14 protein-coding genes are annotated in these 15,249 nt (G+C 57.1%); 2 read left to right on the top strand and 12 right to left on the bottom strand.

The annotated features are described in order from the left end of the window. Positions 1-43: 43 nt before the first annotated feature. The 10 genes from atpA to asnC all read right to left on the bottom strand — a co-directional run bounded on the left by atpA (position 44) and on the right by asnC (position 8,817). The gene (gene atpA, locus CKW09_RS24210; RefSeq protein WP_061800275.1) at positions 44-1,585 is read right to left on the bottom strand and encodes a F0F1 ATP synthase subunit alpha; all 1,542 of its coding nucleotides are present in this window, start codon (positions 1,583-1,585) and stop codon (positions 44-46) included. Positions 1,586-1,597: 12 nt separating this feature from the next. Continuing rightward, positions 1,598-2,131 (bottom strand): F0F1 ATP synthase subunit delta, encoded by a 534-nt coding sequence (atpH, locus tag CKW09_RS24205; protein WP_061800272.1) that lies wholly within the window; start codon positions 2,129-2,131, stop codon positions 1,598-1,600. A gap of 14 nt (positions 2,132-2,145) precedes the next feature. Continuing rightward, a complete protein-coding gene (gene atpF, locus CKW09_RS24200; RefSeq protein WP_004933804.1) occupies positions 2,146-2,616 on the bottom strand; it encodes a F0F1 ATP synthase subunit B in 471 nt (156 codons plus the stop codon). A gap of 57 nt (positions 2,617-2,673) precedes the next feature. Then, positions 2,674-2,913 carry a F0F1 ATP synthase subunit C gene (gene atpE, locus CKW09_RS24195; protein ID WP_004093904.1) on the bottom strand — a complete coding sequence of 80 codons (240 nt, stop codon included), beginning with the start codon at positions 2,911-2,913 and terminating at the stop codon, positions 2,674-2,676. 49 nt (positions 2,914-2,962) lie between these two features. After that, positions 2,963-3,742, bottom strand: coding sequence for a F0F1 ATP synthase subunit A (gene atpB, locus CKW09_RS24190; RefSeq protein WP_095099895.1), 780 nt, complete (start codon positions 3,740-3,742; stop codon positions 2,963-2,965). A 22-nt stretch (positions 3,743-3,764) separates the two neighbouring features. Continuing rightward, the gene (atpI, locus tag CKW09_RS24185) at positions 3,765-4,148 is read right to left on the bottom strand and encodes a F0F1 ATP synthase subunit I (RefSeq protein ID WP_061800269.1); all 384 of its coding nucleotides are present in this window, start codon (positions 4,146-4,148) and stop codon (positions 3,765-3,767) included. Positions 4,149-4,788: 640 nt separating this feature from the next. Next, complete coding sequence (rsmG, locus tag CKW09_RS24180; protein ID WP_095099892.1) at positions 4,789-5,409, bottom strand: 16S rRNA (guanine(527)-N(7))-methyltransferase RsmG; 621 nt, start codon at positions 5,407-5,409, stop codon at positions 4,789-4,791. A gap of 137 nt (positions 5,410-5,546) precedes the next feature. Then, entirely contained in the window at positions 5,547-7,436 is a 1,890-nt protein-coding gene (mnmG, locus tag CKW09_RS24175) for a tRNA uridine-5-carboxymethylaminomethyl(34) synthesis enzyme MnmG (protein WP_095099888.1), read from the bottom strand. Positions 7,437-7,817: 381 nt separating this feature from the next. Next, complete coding sequence (mioC, locus tag CKW09_RS24170; RefSeq protein ID WP_061800262.1) at positions 7,818-8,258, bottom strand: FMN-binding protein MioC; 441 nt, start codon at positions 8,256-8,258, stop codon at positions 7,818-7,820. Between the two features lie 97 nt (positions 8,259-8,355). Continuing rightward, positions 8,356-8,817: a transcriptional regulator AsnC gene (asnC, locus tag CKW09_RS24165; protein ID WP_061800261.1), complete on the bottom strand. Its 462-nt coding sequence runs from the start codon at positions 8,815-8,817 to the stop codon at positions 8,356-8,358. A 154-nt stretch (positions 8,818-8,971) separates the two neighbouring features. Here asnC and asnA point away from each other — a divergent pair, with 154 nt between their 5' ends. Continuing rightward, positions 8,972-9,964 carry an aspartate--ammonia ligase gene (gene asnA / locus CKW09_RS24160; protein ID WP_095099885.1) on the top strand — a complete coding sequence of 331 codons (993 nt, stop codon included), beginning with the start codon at positions 8,972-8,974 and terminating at the stop codon, positions 9,962-9,964. Positions 9,965-9,970: 6 nt separating this feature from the next. Here asnA and viaA read toward each other — a convergent pair whose 3' ends face one another. Together viaA and ravA are read right to left on the bottom strand one after the other, a co-directional pair. Further along, complete coding sequence (gene viaA / locus CKW09_RS24155; protein ID WP_061800258.1) at positions 9,971-11,434, bottom strand: ATPase RavA stimulator ViaA; 1,464 nt, start codon at positions 11,432-11,434, stop codon at positions 9,971-9,973. Between the two features lie 2 nt (positions 11,435-11,436). Then, the gene (ravA, locus tag CKW09_RS24150) at positions 11,437-12,945 is read right to left on the bottom strand and encodes an ATPase RavA (protein ID WP_095100322.1); all 1,509 of its coding nucleotides are present in this window, start codon (positions 12,943-12,945) and stop codon (positions 11,437-11,439) included. 285 nt (positions 12,946-13,230) lie between these two features. Here ravA and kup point away from each other — a divergent pair, with 285 nt between their 5' ends. After that, positions 13,231-15,099, top strand: a complete 1,869-nt coding sequence (gene kup, locus CKW09_RS24145; RefSeq protein ID WP_061800253.1) for a low affinity potassium transporter Kup — start codon at positions 13,231-13,233, stop codon at positions 15,097-15,099. Positions 15,100-15,249: the final 150 nt, after the last annotated feature.

The following is a 15,249-nucleotide window of genomic DNA, read 5'->3' as shown; positions in this document are numbered from 1 at the left end:
TGCCAGACGGCCTGCTGTTTTTCAACAGCAGGACCGTTCGACGTTACCAGGACTGGGTTTTCTTGAAGGTCTCGAGCACGCCTTTCAGCTTGCCTTCGATCTCATCGTTGAAGTTGCCAGTTTGGTTGATGTGGTTCAGCAGTTCGGCGTGCTCGCGGTCCGCATAAGCAACCAGCGCGGCTTCGAAGCTCACGACTTTCGCGACTTCGACGTCGTTCAGGTAACCGCGTTCTGCGGCAAACAGCACCAGAGACTGTTGTGCGACCGACATCGGCGCATACTGTTTCTGTTTCAGCAGCTCGGTCACTTTCTGACCGTGGCTCAGCTGTTTGCGGGTCGCATCGTCCAGATCGGAAGCGAACTGGGAGAACGCGGCCAGTTCACGATACTGCGCCAGAGCGGTACGGATACCACCGGACAGTTTTTTCATGATCTTGGTCTGCGCTGCACCACCCACACGGGATACCGAGATACCCGGGTTAACCGCCGGACGAATACCGGAGTTGAACAGGTTGGATTCCAGGAAGATCTGACCGTCGGTAATCGAGATTACGTTGGTCGGAACGAACGCGGAAACGTCACCCGCCTGGGTTTCGATGATCGGCAGAGCGGTCAGTGAACCGGTTTGGCCTTTGACTTCACCTTTGGTGAAGGCTTCAACGTATTCGGCGTTAACGCGCGCAGCACGCTCCAGTAAACGGGAGTGGAGGTAGAATACGTCGCCCGGGTAAGCTTCACGACCTGGCGGACGACGAAGCAGCAGGGAGATCTGACGGTAAGCGACGGCCTGTTTGGACAGGTCATCGTATACGATCAGCGCATCTTCACCGCGGTCACGGAAGTATTCACCCATAGCACAACCGGCGTATGGCGCCAGGTATTGCAGTGCGGCGGATTCAGACGCGGTAGCCACCACAACGATGGTGTTGGCCAGTGCGCCGTGCTCTTCCAGTTTGCGCACCACGTTAGCGATGGTGGACGCTTTCTGGCCGATAGCCACGTAAACGCATTTGATGCCGGAGTCGCGTTGGTTGATGATCGCATCGATCGCCAGCGCGGTTTTACCGGTCTGACGGTCGCCGATCACCAGCTCACGCTGGCCACGGCCGATTGGAATCATGGCGTCGACAGATTTGTAGCCAGTCTGCACCGGCTGGTCAACGGATTGACGCTCGATAACGCCAGGGGCGATGGCTTCAACCGGGGAGAAACCGTCGTTCTCAACCGGGCCTTTACCGTCGATAGGCGCGCCCAGGGTGTTAACAACGCGGCCCAGCAGGCCACGGCCAACCGGAACTTCCAGAATACGGCCGGTGCACTTAACCTTCATGCCTTCGGCCAGATCCGCGTACGGACCCATAACCACGGCACCTACGGAGTCGCGCTCCAGGTTCAATGCGATTGCGTAACGGTTGCCCGGCAGCGCGATCATCTCGCCCTGCATGACTTCGGCCAGGCCGTGTACGCGGATGATCCCGTCGCTGACGGAAACGATAGTACCTTCATTGTGAGCTTCGCTCACTACATTGAACTGAGCAATGCGCTGCTTGATCAGTTCGCTGATTTCGGTGGAATTCAGTTGCATGCTCCAGTCCCCTTAAGACTGCAAGACGTCTGTCAGGCGTTCAAGACGACCGCGAACGCTGCCATCAATCACCATATCGCCGGCGCGGACGATAATGCCGGCCAGTACAGACTTGTCAATTTTGCAATTCAGCTTAACTTTGCGTGACAGACGTTTTTCCATCGCAGCGGCAATTTTAGCCTGCTGTTCGTCGCTCAGTGCGCTCGCAGAGAGCACTTCGACTTCGACGGTGGATTCCAGCGAGGCGCGCAGTTCGATGAACTGCTGCAGCACGGCAGGAAGAACCAGTAAACGTCCATTTTCGGCCATTACACGGATAAAGTTCTGGCCATTTTCGTCGAGCCGATCGCCACAAACCGCGATGAACGTCTTGGACAGCGTCTCCGGCGCAACCGCGCCAGACAGCAGTTCAGAAATCTGTTCATTGCGAGTGACAACAGCCGCAAACGCCAGCATATCCTGCCAGCGCTCTACGCTTTGGTGCTCAACGGCAAAGTCAAAAGCTGCTTTGGCGTAGGGGCGAGCTACAGTTACAAATTCAGACATCAGCCCCTCCCTCCTTACAGTTCAGCGACCAGTTTATCAACGATGTCGCTGTTAGCAGCTTCATCCACGGAACGTTCGATGATCTTCTCGGCGCCGGCAATTGCCAGCATCGCGACTTGCTTACGCAACTCTTCACGAGCGCGCTTACGTTCGGCTTCGATCTCAGCCTGAGCCTGCGCCACGATTTTGTTACGTTCCTGCTCGGCTTCGGCTTTCGCTTCATCCATGATCTGAGCTTTGCGTTTGTTCGCTTGCTCGATGATCACCTGAGCTTCTGCTTTAGCAGTTTTCAGCTGGTCGGTCGCATTGGCTTGCGCTAAGTCCAGATCTTTTTTGGCACGCTCTGCAGAAGCGAGACCGTCAGCAATTTCTTTCTGACGCTTCTCGATGGCAGCCATAATCGGCGGCCATACGTACTTCATGCAGAACCAGACAAACAGAACGAACGCGATGGCCTGGCCGAGGATTGTTGCGTTAAGATTCACAGCACAATGCCTCTTTAAAAGTTAATAGTGTGGTTTCAGTGTAGAGAAATTCTCTACTTACGCGACGGCGAACATCACGTACAGACCCAGACCAACAGCGATCATCGGGATGGCGTCAACCAGACCCATAACGATAAAGAACTGTGTACGCAGCAGAGGAATCAGATCAGGCTGACGCGCTGCGCCTTCCAAGAATTTACCACCCAGGATGCCGATACCGATCGCAGCACCGATTGCCGCTAAACCCATCATCACAGCGGCAGCCATGTACAGCAGATCCATACTCAGGTTTTCCATGACAGTCTCCAGTTTGTTTCAGTTTAAAAGTGCAAGTGTTTTAAGAAAATCAGTGCTCTTCAGACGCCATCGACAGATAGACGATCGTCAGAACCATGAAAATAAAGGCTTGAAGCGTAATGATCAGGATGTGGAAGATAGCCCAAGGCAAGCTCAGGACCCACTGTGACCACCACGGCAACAGGCCGGCAATCAGGATGAAGATCAACTCACCCGCATACATGTTGCCGAACAGTCGCAGGCCCAGTGAAACAGGCTTGGACAGCAGGCTGACACCTTCAAGAATCAGGTTAATCGGAATGAATACCGGGTGGTTGAACGGCTGCATGGTTAACTCTTTAACGAACCCGCCAACGCCTTTCATTTTGATGCTATAGAACAGAATCAGGATAAATACGCCCAACGCCATCGACAAGGTCACGTTCACGTCGGCGGTAGGCACTACGCGCAGCGCAGGCAGACCGAAAAAGTGTTCGCCAACGTACGGCAGGAGGTCGATTGGCAGCAGGTCCATCATGTTCATCAGGAATACCCAGACGAACACGGTCAACGCCAGCGGCGCGATCACTTTGCTCTTGCCGTGATACATGTCGCGAACGCTGCTGTCGACGAACCCGACCACCAGTTCCACTGCGGTTTGCAGTTTACCCGGCACGCCGCTGGTGGCGTTTTTGGCCACTTTGCGGAAGATCACCAGGAAGAGAGCTCCGAGGACAACGGAGAAAAACATCGAGTCGATGTTGATCGACCAGAACCCCGTCCCGACCTGAAGCTGCGTCAGGTGGTGACCGATATACTCCTGTGGAGTCAAGACTTCTCCTGCAGACATGATGCCTCTTACCCTTATTTAGTTAAGTTCGGTAACTGTTAATCACGGCCGGTGCCACTATCTGCACCACTAACACCGCTAAATAGGTCAGGCCAAGCGGTATAAACTCCGCCTTGAACACCCCCAGCGCCACGATCAGCAAAACGATGGTGATCACGACCTTTAGCCCCTCGCCGATGGCGAACGACCAGGCAACCCGTCCGGGCGCCGGCGTCTGCGCCTGATGGCGCAAGGCAAACAGCATAAACATTGCACTCGGCAACCAGGCGGCAAGACCGCCAGCCAGTGCCGAAGCGCTCCATTCCGGGCTTTTCAGCAGGAAAGCAGCGCTGATCAGAACAAAAGTCATTAACTGCAGGAACAGCAGTTTGCGTGCGACTTTCCCGCTGTAAAGGGACACAGACATGACGTTTGTTCTCTCCGTACCCCTGAGGGGGTATGCTGAGTGACGTATACAACTGTTTTTGCTGTCCTGAGTCAAGCAGCAAAAAACGAGCAAATTATACGGGGCATACCAACGAATTCAATCGATAAGTAGCGAAAAGGTGAACAATTATTTAAATTGCCCCATTTCAGGCTATTTTCACAAGAAATCGTTCGGAATAATAGGCCGCATTTTATTGTCTGATTATTCCAACGTTGCACTACGAAACGCGAAATCGATCACAATAATGTGCCTTTCTGATTTATAGCCGATGGTCAATCAAAAGGTCTTTAGCAATTTGAGCGATCAAAAGATTATATAAATCAAAATATTACAAGTTAACTGTTCAAAAACAATCCGTATACCCGGCAAAAACCTTTTATTGACAGACAACGGGGCAATATTCCAACAACCAATTAACATTAGCAGTAAAGCGAAATCTTTCGCACATGATTGCTAACGTGACTATTTCCAACTGCAATTACCCTATTGTCGCTAATTAGCCGCCGTTTTTGTGTTAATAAAAAGTAAATTAACTAAAAAAAGCGACCAATTAATTAGCCTGCTTACTTTTACACATTTCACTACCGGTTAATTCACGCTTGTTTGATCAAAAGCAAACTCAGTTTGCCTTAAGGATCACCAGATGGCGTTCACCTTCCAGTTCAGGCACCTGCAGCCGCACCACCGACTCCAGGCTGACGTCTGCCGGCAGCTGCGCCAACTCTTCATCCGGGCGCACGCCCTTCAGCGCGTAGAAACGGCCCTGCCCTTTCGCCGGCAGATGGTGGCACCAGGACAGCATGTCCTGCAGCGAAGCGAAGGCGCGGCTGATGACGCCGTCGAACGGCGGCTCGGCCGGGAACGCTTCAACGCGGCTCTGCACCGGCTCGATATTGGTCAACCCCAGTTCATGCTGCACCTGCCGCAGGAAGCGCACGCGCTTGCCCAGGCTGTCCAGCAGCGTGAAGTGTGAATCGGGGCGAACGATCGCCAGCGGAATGCCCGGCAGCCCCGGCCCGGTGCCGACGTCGATAAAGCGTGTGCCCTGCAGGTGCGGCTCCACCACGATGCTGTCGAGAATGTGGCGCACCAGCATTTGCTGCGGATCGCGTACCGACGTGAGGTTATACGCCTTGTTCCACTTATCCAGCATGCCGACATAGCCCAGCAGCTGCTGCTTTTGCCGATCGGGCAGTTCAATGCCTGCCGCCGCGAGCAGCGAGTCTAATTTTTTTTGCACAACGGATCCTCTGACAGGCGCTGACGGCCAGCAGTTCTGCGGCTGGCGTTACGAGGCGACTATGATAATTCAGGCCGGGATTGATGTCAGCGGCCGTTTGCTCATCCGGTGAACAAACGGCCGCTCAAATGCGGGTTTTATGCGCTGCGGCGCAGCAGCCCCTGCTTTTTCAGCCAAATCAGCAAAATTGAGATCGCCGCCGGGGTGATGCCGGAGATACGCGAAGCCTGGCCAATCGAATTCGGCTTGTGGTCGTTCAGCTTGGCGATCACTTCGTTCGACAGCCCGGACACCTGGCGATAATCGAGATCCAGCGGCAGCACGGTGTTTTCGTTGCGCTGTTGCTTTTCGATCTCTTCCTGCTGACGAGCGATATAACCTTCGTACTTAACCTGGATCTCCACCTGCTCGGCAGCCTGGGTATCGGCCAGCGCCGGCGCAAAGGCGTCTACGCGGGTCAGCAGCGAGTAGTCCATTTCCGGCCGGCGAAGCAGCTCTTCACCGTTGGCTTCGCGCGACAGCGGCGCTTTCAGCAGCGCGTTGACCTGCTCGACGTTCTCGGCATGCGGATGCATCCAGATATCGCGCAGACGCTGACGCTCCCGCTCGATATGCTCCAGCTTCTCGCTGTAGCGCGCCCAACGCACGTCGTCCACCAGGCCCAGCTCGCGGCCTTTCTCGGTCAGACGCAGATCGGCGTTGTCTTCACGCAGCATCAAACGGTATTCGGCGCGCGAGGTGAACATGCGGTACGGCTCTTTGGTGCCGAGGGTGCTGAGGTCGTCCACCAGCACGCCCAGATAAGCCTGATCGCGGCGCGGCGCCCAGCCTTCGTCTTCCACGGCGTAGCGTCCGGCGTTCAGGCCGGCCAGCAGGCCCTGGGCCGCGGCTTCTTCATAACCGGTAGTGCCGTTGATCTGGCCGGCGAAGAACAGGCCCTGAATGAATTTGCTTTCCAGCGTCGGCTTCAGGTCGCGCGGATCGAAGAAATCGTACTCGATGGCGTAACCCGGGCGAATGATGCGGGCGTTTTGCATGCCTTCCATCGAACGGACGATCTGCATCTGCACGTCGAACGGCAGGCTGGTGGAGATGCCGTTCGGATAAATTTCGTTGCTGGTCAGGCCTTCCGGTTCGAGGAAGATCTGGTGCGCGTTACGATCGGCGAAGCGCATCACCTTGTCTTCGATCGACGGGCAGTAGCGCGGTCCGATCCCTTCGATGATCCCGGCGTACATCGGGCTGCGATCGAGGTTATTGCGGATCACGTCATGGGTTTTTTCATTGGTGTGGGTGATATAGCACGGCATCTGTTCAGGATGCTGGCTGGCATCGCCCAGGAAGGAGAACACCGGCACCGGCGTATCGCCGTGCTGCGGCGCCAACACGCTGAAATCGATGGTGCGGGCGTCGATGCGCGGCGGCGTACCTGTTTTCAGCCGGTTAACGCGCAGCGGCAGTTCACGCAGGCGTTGCGACAGCGAGATCGACGGAGGATCGCCGGCGCGGCCGCCGCTGTAATTCTCCAGGCCGATGTGGATCTTGCCGTCCAGGAAGGTGCCCACGGTCAGCACCACCGCCTTGGCGCGGAATTTCAGCCCCATCTGGGTCACGGCGCCCACCACCCGATCGTTTTCCACGATCAGATCCTCGACCGGCTGTTGGAAGAGAGTCAGGTTAGGCTGGTTCTCCAGCGCAGTGCGCACCGCCTGGCGATACAGCACCCGGTCGGCTTGAGCGCGGGTTGCCCGTACCGCGGGGCCCTTGCTGGCGTTTAGTATCCTAAACTGGATGCCGGCGTGATCGATCGCCGTGGCCATCAGCCCGCCGAGTGCATCAATTTCCTTAACCAGATGCCCTTTACCAATACCGCCAATCGCCGGGTTGCAGGACATCTGCCCCAGCGTATCGATATTGTGCGTCAATAATAAAGTCTGACGCCCCATGCGCGCCGCGGCCATGGCGGCCTCGGTACCTGCATGGCCACCACCGATGATGATGACGTCAAATTGATCTGGATAAAACATGGAACTGCACCTCGCCGTATTGCGAACGATCGTTGTTTGCCCTGGGGTGGGGGATTCTACTCAAGTTTAGACGATCGACCAAGTGGTCAGGATCGTCGGTAATTAAAAGAAGATCTTTTTTATTTAAAGATCTCTTTATTAGATCTCTTATTAGGATCGCGATCCTCTGTGGATAAGTGATTATTCGCGATTGAGATCAGCGGATTAAGAAGGATCGTTAGCTGTGAATGATCGGTGATCCTGGCGCTTATAAGCTGGGATCTAAATGGCATGTTATACACAGGACAAAAAGCGACCTTGGGTTGTTATTGGGATAACTACCGCTTTTACCCTGCTTTTAAGCTTAGTTATCCACAATCGTTCGCGCGATCTTTAAGCGAATTAGAGTAAATTAATCCAGTTTTTCACCCATTCCTCCGCCGGATCCTCGGGAATTTCGTGTTCGGTCACGTCGATCTCGAGCCGATCGCCGATCCTTTTCGCCCCTCTGGCGATCAGAAGATCGTCGATCCGTTGGATCGCGCCGCAGAAGGTATCGTATTCCGAGCTGCCTAAACCGACTGCGCCAAACTGCACCTGGGAGAGATCGGGTTGCTGTTCGACGATCTGGTCCAGCAGCGGCTGCAGGTTATCGGGAAGATCCCCGGCGCCGTGGGTGGAAGACACCACCAGCCAGCGTCCGGCCAGCGTCAGCTCATCCAGTTCAGGGCCGTGCAGCATTTCGGTGGTGAAGCCGGCTTCTTCCAGTTTTTCAGCCAAATGTTCGGCAACGTATTCGGCGCTGCCAAGCGTACTGCCACTGATCAGAGTAATGTCTGCCATGAATGAACGATCCCAACCTTCTACAAAGTGGCAGCATTGTACGCTGTGAATCGGCTGGGATCTACCTGTGGATAATATGGGTATAGTAATTTGCCGCTTAGGGAGTGATGGTGCGCATGATGGGGTTCTGCAGCGAGATCAGGGTTTCGGTGGACTGGATCTCGTCGATGGTCTGGATCTTGTTGATAAGTACCTGTTGCAGCGCGTCTATTGATCGGCACATCACTTTGATGAACACGCTGTAGTGGCCGGTGGTGTAGTAAGCCTCCACCACTTCCTCCAGGCTTTCCAGCTTCTTCAGCGCCGAAGGATAGTCTTTGGCGCTCTTCAATATAATGCCGATGAAGCAGCAGACGTCGTAACCCAGCTGTTTGGGATTCACGTCGATCCGTGCGCCGGTAATGATGCCGGCCTGTTTCATCTTCTCGACCCGCACATGGATGGTGCCGGGGCTGACGGCAAAGTTCTTCGCCAGTTCGGCATAGGGCGTGCGCGCATTGTCCATCAGGGCGTTGAGAATGCCGCGATCGAGATTATCGATCTGATAAATTTCCGCCATTTAATTCCCCATTAATTAATGATTGTTGAATTATACAGCCATAAAAATGAACGATTAAAAGTGAAAAGGCAATATTGATTGATGGATATTGAATATCGCTGCCGTTCTGTTGCTTAATCGCTGCAACAGAGACAGGTTTATAAGAGATACGGCAATGAAAAAACAGTTTATCCAAAAACAACAACAAATCAGCCTGGTTAAATCCTTCTTTTCCCGCCAGCTGGAACAGCAGCTTGGTCTGATTGAAGTGCAGGCGCCGATCCTCAGCCGCCTGGGCGACGGCACGCAAGACAACCTTTCCGGCAGCGAGAAGGCGGTGCAGGTCAGGGTAAAAACCCTGCCGGACGCCACCTTCGAAGTGGTGCACTCGCTGGCCAAATGGAAACGCAAAACGCTGGGCAGCCACGACTTCGGCGCCGGCGAGGGCCTGTATACCCATATGAAAGCGCTGCGCCCGGATGAAGATCGCCTGAGCGCCATCCACTCGGTGTATGTCGATCAGTGGGACTGGGAACGGGTGATGGGCGACGGCGAACGCAGCCTGGATTACCTGAAAAGCACCGTGCGCAGCATTTATGTGGCCATCAAGGCGACGGAAGCGGAAGTGAGCCGCGAATATGGCTTGGCGCCGTTCCTGCCGGAACAGATCCACTTTGTGCACAGCGAAACCCTGCTGCAGCGTTACCCGGCGCTGGACGCCAAGGGCCGTGAACGGGCGATCGCCAAAGAATTGGGCGCGGTGTTCCTGATCGGCATCGGCGGCAAGCTGTCGCACGGCAAGTCACACGACGTGCGGGCGCCGGATTATGATGACTGGACCACTCAGGCGGCGGAAGGCCTGGCCGGACTGAACGGTGACATTCTGGTGTGGAACCCGGTGCTGCAGGACGCCTTCGAAATTTCCTCTATGGGCATTCGCGTCGACGCCGCTGCGCTGAAGCGCCAGCTGGCGTTGACCGGCGATGAAGATCGCCTGAAGCTGGAGTGGCACCAGTCGCTGCTGCGCGGCGACATGCCGCAGACCATCGGCGGCGGTATCGGCCAGTCGCGCCTGGTGATGCTGCTGCTGCAGCTGTCGCACATCGGCCAGGTGCAGTGCGGCGTGTGGTCGCCGGAAGTGCGTGGGGCGGTCGAAGGCCTGCTGTAATTCGGCCTAGCGCCGCCAGCGGCGCATCAGACGGCTTTTTAGCCCGGTATCAAAGCGCCAGATGTGATCGAAGATGCGCATGATGCCGGGTTTGCCATAGGCGGACATCGCCACCGCGTGAAAGCGCTGATGATGGCTCTGCTGCTGCTGTTTCACCTTCTTTATTACCTCATCCGGCAAGCGCTGGGCGATAAAGTCAGAAATGATCACCGCATCGGCGTCAAACCAGCCGCTTTCCGCCATCTTGCCGGCGGTGGCGTTCAGGCAGGCCGCCAGATCGGTGCCGCCGCGGAAGTGTTGGCCGAGAAAGCGCACCGCCTGTTCGATGCCGCTGGCGGCGGTGAGCTCGTAATGCACGATCTGATTGGCGAACAGCATGATGTAGCAGCGGCGGTTATCCGCCAGCGCAATGCGCAGCAACGCCAGGCAGAACGCCTTGGCGCACTGCTCGTTGAAACCGCCCATCGAGCCCGAGGTATCCACGCAGACGATAAACGGCCCGCGCGGCTGCTGATCCTGCTGCTGGTGGGTGACCTGACGGATCAGGATCTGCTCCTGCCAGACGTCGCCCTGCAGCCGATAGCTCAACAGCCGTTTTTCCAGCAGGCGGCGATAAAACTCGAATTCCAGCTCTTCAATACCCAGCGTCGCCAGCTCCGGCGGCAGCAGGCGCAAGATATCATCGCTCTGGTGAATGCCGCTGACTTCTTCCGGCAGCGTGGCCGGCACCTGCACCATCACGCGAAACGGCTCCGGCTGCGCATCCTGCTGCTGCACCGCCTTGGCCTGATAGCTGCGGCCCAGCTGCTGCGCCAGCTTTTTCAGCTCCGGCTGCCGCTGCAGAAAATCGCCGTACTCCACCAGCCGCTGGTAGTCGCCGCGCTGCAGCTGGCCTTTGCTCATGTCCCACAGCCGCCCGGCGGCGGTGTCGTTTTCCGACAGCAGCGGCTCCAGCGCGCCGCTCAGCGCCAGACGCTCCTGCAGCTCCGCCATCAGCTGTTCGCGCTCCTGCTCCAGCAGCTGGTGGTGCAGCATGGTGGCCTGCAGCGTCAGGCTGATGCGCCAGCGCTGCAGAAACAGGGTCTGAAAGCTGTCGTCCAGCGGATGATTGGGCAGATCGGCGGCGTCCACCAGCGTGCGCGCCTGTTCATAAAACGGCGAGACCAGCTGGCGCAGCAGCTCCAGCGTATCGCTCAGGTTATGGTAGAACTGGGCGTTGTTTTCCAGCTGGCACTGCTGATAGCGATAAAACTCCTGCGCCAGCGCCGGGGGCACCATGGCCTCATGAATGCGCTCCTTGAGCTGCAGCTTCCAGCGCGGCAAGTCGCGATCCAGCGCCCGGCGGATGGCGGGAAACTTTTTGAAAAACACCGTCAGCTGCGGCGCCGCCAGCATGCCGACGATCATCTCTTCGATCAGCTCGCCTTCGGTGATCGCCAGCAGCAGATCGAGCGTCTCCAGGCTGAGCATGGTTACTGGCCGCGCATCTGCTGATGCTGCTGTTTGAGCTGTTCCGCCACCTGCAGCAGGCTGGCTTCGATTTTGGCCAGGCCGGCGGCCGGGGTGAACAGGCAGGGCTGATGCTGGCTGAACAGACGGCGCTGCTCCGCCAGCCGCTGGGCCAATGCCTCCATTTCATCCAGCAGCGCCTGCGGCGTGGCGGTGGTTTGCTTGCCCGGCAGCGCCAGCAGAGAAGGTTGACGGCTGACGTCCAGCACCGTCAGATGCAGCTGCTCATCCACCTCCAGATCGATCTGCTGGGCAAAGCCGATGCCGTTCAGCTTGGCGCGCACGTCACCGCCTTTTTGCAGCCAGTTGTCCAGCGCGCCGCTTTCGATGCTCAGGTGATTAACTTGAATGTCATGCAGCTGCAGCGGTTTTTGCAGCAGTAAGGTCAGGGTGCCGGCGGCGAACGGCGTCGCCGGCGCATACTGCGGCCTGCGGCTGAACATGCCGCCTTTTTTCACCAGGCTGATAGCCTGGCGATCGCTTTGCTGCTGTTGATCCTGCAGCCAGCGGGTGTGTATCTGCTGCAGTTGGATCAGCATCGACTGCTGCTGATAAGCCTGTTCGGTCAGCAGTTGGTCAATCTGCTGCTGCAACAGCTTCAGCGAGGTGAGATCGTGCCACAGGCAGTCTTTCAGCAGCATCAGGTCCAGCGGGGCGAGGGTGTCGCGCCCGCTGAAGAAGGCGCAGGCCTGCAGCAGACGCAGCGCTTTCTTCCAGCGGCGGTCGGAAACGTAGGGCGCCTGTTCCAGCGCGTCCAGCCGCTGGCGCAGCTGGAAAATCAGCTCGAAGCACGCCTCGGGCAGTTTGACCTTATCGATCTGCGGCTGCCATTGGTGGAATTCTTCATCGCTGATGCTCAGCGCCTCCGGCACCGGGTTGATGCTTTCGCTCTGGCGATTGACCAGCAGCGAACGGAAGTTCTGCTTGTCCTGCACCTTGTCGAGCCACAGGCGGATCAGCATGCGGTCATACAGCGCTTCCAGGCTGTTATCCGCCTCCGGCAGTTCGTTGGAGGCGGTCACCAGCAGCCGCAGCGGGATCGGTTCCTCGCTGTTGCCGTTGCGGAAGCGGCGCTCGTTGATCGCCGTCAGCAGGGTGTTGAGGATCGCCGGCCCGGCCTTCCAGATTTCATCCAGGAACACGATCTCCGCTTCCGGCAGGTAACCGGCGGTCAGCCGCTGGTAGCGCCCTTCGTCTTTCAGCGCCTGAATCGACAGCGGCCCGAACACCTCTTCCGGCGTCGAGAAACGCGTCATCAGATATTCAAACGAGCGGGCGTTGCGGAAGGCGAACTTCAAGCGGCGCGCAATCAGGCTCTTGGCGATGCCCGGCGGGCCGAGCAGGAACACGCTTTCGCCGCTCAATGCGGCCAGCAAGCACAGGCGAATCGCCTCTTGCCGTTCATAAAGACCGCTCTCCAGCGCGCTGCTGAGGCGGGAAATTCGTTCTGCCAGAAGTGATGATGGCGCCATATAATTGTCGCGTTGTCCGAGAGTTAGCCAATCTTGGTCGATAATCCGATGATAAACCACCATTATTTTTAATGGTATAGCTTGTTGATTAGTAAAATCTTTCTATTATCAAAAGGGCGGCTGGTTCACATTTTGTTTATTTTTCGGCTCTGATATAAGAGTAGGCAAGCAGTGTAAATGGTGCATACTGTGCGGCTTTCGAGTGGGCGTGACGGATCTTCGAGCCCGTATCTCTAGCTTGATGCGGATGCATCGCTAACGGATGTTCTGAAAAAGAAACGAATTATGAGCACAGAGCATAAACAGTCCTTATCGGCGGTAACCCTGGCGGCAATTGGGGTGGTTTACGGTGATATCGGCACCAGCCCTCTCTATACCCTGAGAGAGTGTTTCTCCGGCCATTATGGCTTCGATGTGCGTCCGGACGTGGTATTCGGCTTCCTGTCGCTGATCTTCTGGATGTTGGTCGTCATCGTTTCCCTCAAGTATCTCACCTACGTCATGCGGGCGGATAACGCCGGCGAGGGCGGAATCCTGACGCTGATGTCCCTGGCCGGGCGCAATACCTCGGCGCGCACTACCGCGCTGCTGGTGATACTGGGCCTGATAGGCGGCAGCTTCTTCTATGGCGAGGTGGTGATCACCCCGGCGATATCGGTGATGTCGGCGATCGAGGGGCTGGAAATCGCCGCGCCTTCGCTTGACGCTTATATCGTGCCGCTGTCCATTCTGGTGCTGACGCTGCTGTTCGTTATCCAAAAACACGGCACCGGCAGCGTCGGCAAGCTGTTCGCCCCGGTGATGCTGCTGTGGTTTATCGTACTGGCGGTGCTGGGCGCGCGCAGCATCATGGCCAACCCGGAGGTGCTGCAGGCGCTGAACCCAAAATGGGCGCTCAACTTCTTCCTCGAATACAAGAAGGTGTCGTTCTTTGCGCTGGGGGCGGTGGTGCTGTCGATCACCGGCGTCGAGGCGCTGTATGCCGATATGGGCCACTTCGGTAAATTCCCGATTCGTCTGGCCTGGTTCACCGTGGTGCTGCCTTCGCTGGTGCTCAACTACTTTGGCCAGGGCGCGCTGCTGCTGAAAAATCCCGAGGCGATCAAAAACCCGTTCTTCCTGCTGGCGCCGGACTGGGCGCTGATCCCGCTGCTTGTTTTGGCGACGCTGGCGACGGTCATCGCCTCGCAGGCGGTGATTTCCGGCGTATTCTCGCTGACCCGCCAGGCGGTGCGCCTGGGGTATCTGTCGCCGATGCGCATCATCCATACCTCGGAAATGGAGTCCGGCCAGATCTATATCCCGGTGATTAACTGGACGCTGTACATCGCGGTGGTGCTGGTGATCATCGGCTTCGAGCATTCCAGCAACCTGGCGGCGGCGTACGGCATTGCGGTCACCGGCACCATGGTGTTGACCAGCATTCTGGTCACCTCGGTGGCGATTAAAAACTGGCACTGGAATCGCTTCCTGGCGATCGGCATCGCGATTATCCTGCTGATTATCGACGTGCCGATGTTCTCCGCCAACGCCCTGAAGCTGTTCTCCGGCGGTTGGCTGCCGCTGATGCTGGCGCTGATGATGTTCATCATCATGACCACCTGGAAGAGCGAACGCTTCCGCCTGCTGCGCCGCATGCACGAACACGGCAATTCCCTCGAAGCGATGATCGCTTCGCTGGAAAAATCGCCGCCGGTGCGGGTGCCCGGCACGGCGGTATTCATGTCGCGCGCCATCAACGTGATCCCGTTTGCGTTGCTGCACAATCTGAAGCACAACAAGGTGCTGCATGAGCGGGTGGTGCTGTTGACGCTGCGCACCGAGGACGCGCCTTACGTGCACAACGTGCGCCGCGTGACCATCGAACAGCTTTCGCCGACCTTCTGGCGGGTGGTGGCCAGCTACGGCTGGCGTGAAACGCCGAACGTCGAGGAGGTGTTCCACCGCTGCGGGCTGGAAGGGCTGCCGTGCCGCATGACGGAAACCTCGTTCTTCATGTCGCACGAATCGCTGATCCTCACCAGGCGGCCGTGGTATCTGTTCCTGCGCGGCAAGCTGTTTATCGCGCTGAGCCGCAACGCGTTGCGTGCGCCGGACCAGTTTGAAATCCCGCCGAACCGGGTGATCGAGCTCGGCACTCAGGTCGAGATTTAATTCCCTCTCAGGGGCTCAGCCAGGCTGGGCCCCTGTCGTTTGCGCTTCCCGCCGCGCGAGCGAAACGTTTCGATAGCGATCACACTTCTGTATTCTCCCGGTTGCCTTCCCCTGACGTTTTTTTAAACTCGCCGCATAGCGAAACGTTTC

The sequence above is a fragment of the Serratia ficaria genome (assembly GCF_900187015.1).
GTDB classification, from domain to species: domain Bacteria; phylum Pseudomonadota; class Gammaproteobacteria; order Enterobacterales; family Enterobacteriaceae; genus Serratia; species Serratia ficaria.
This window is presented reverse-complemented; position numbering and strand designations above follow the sequence as displayed.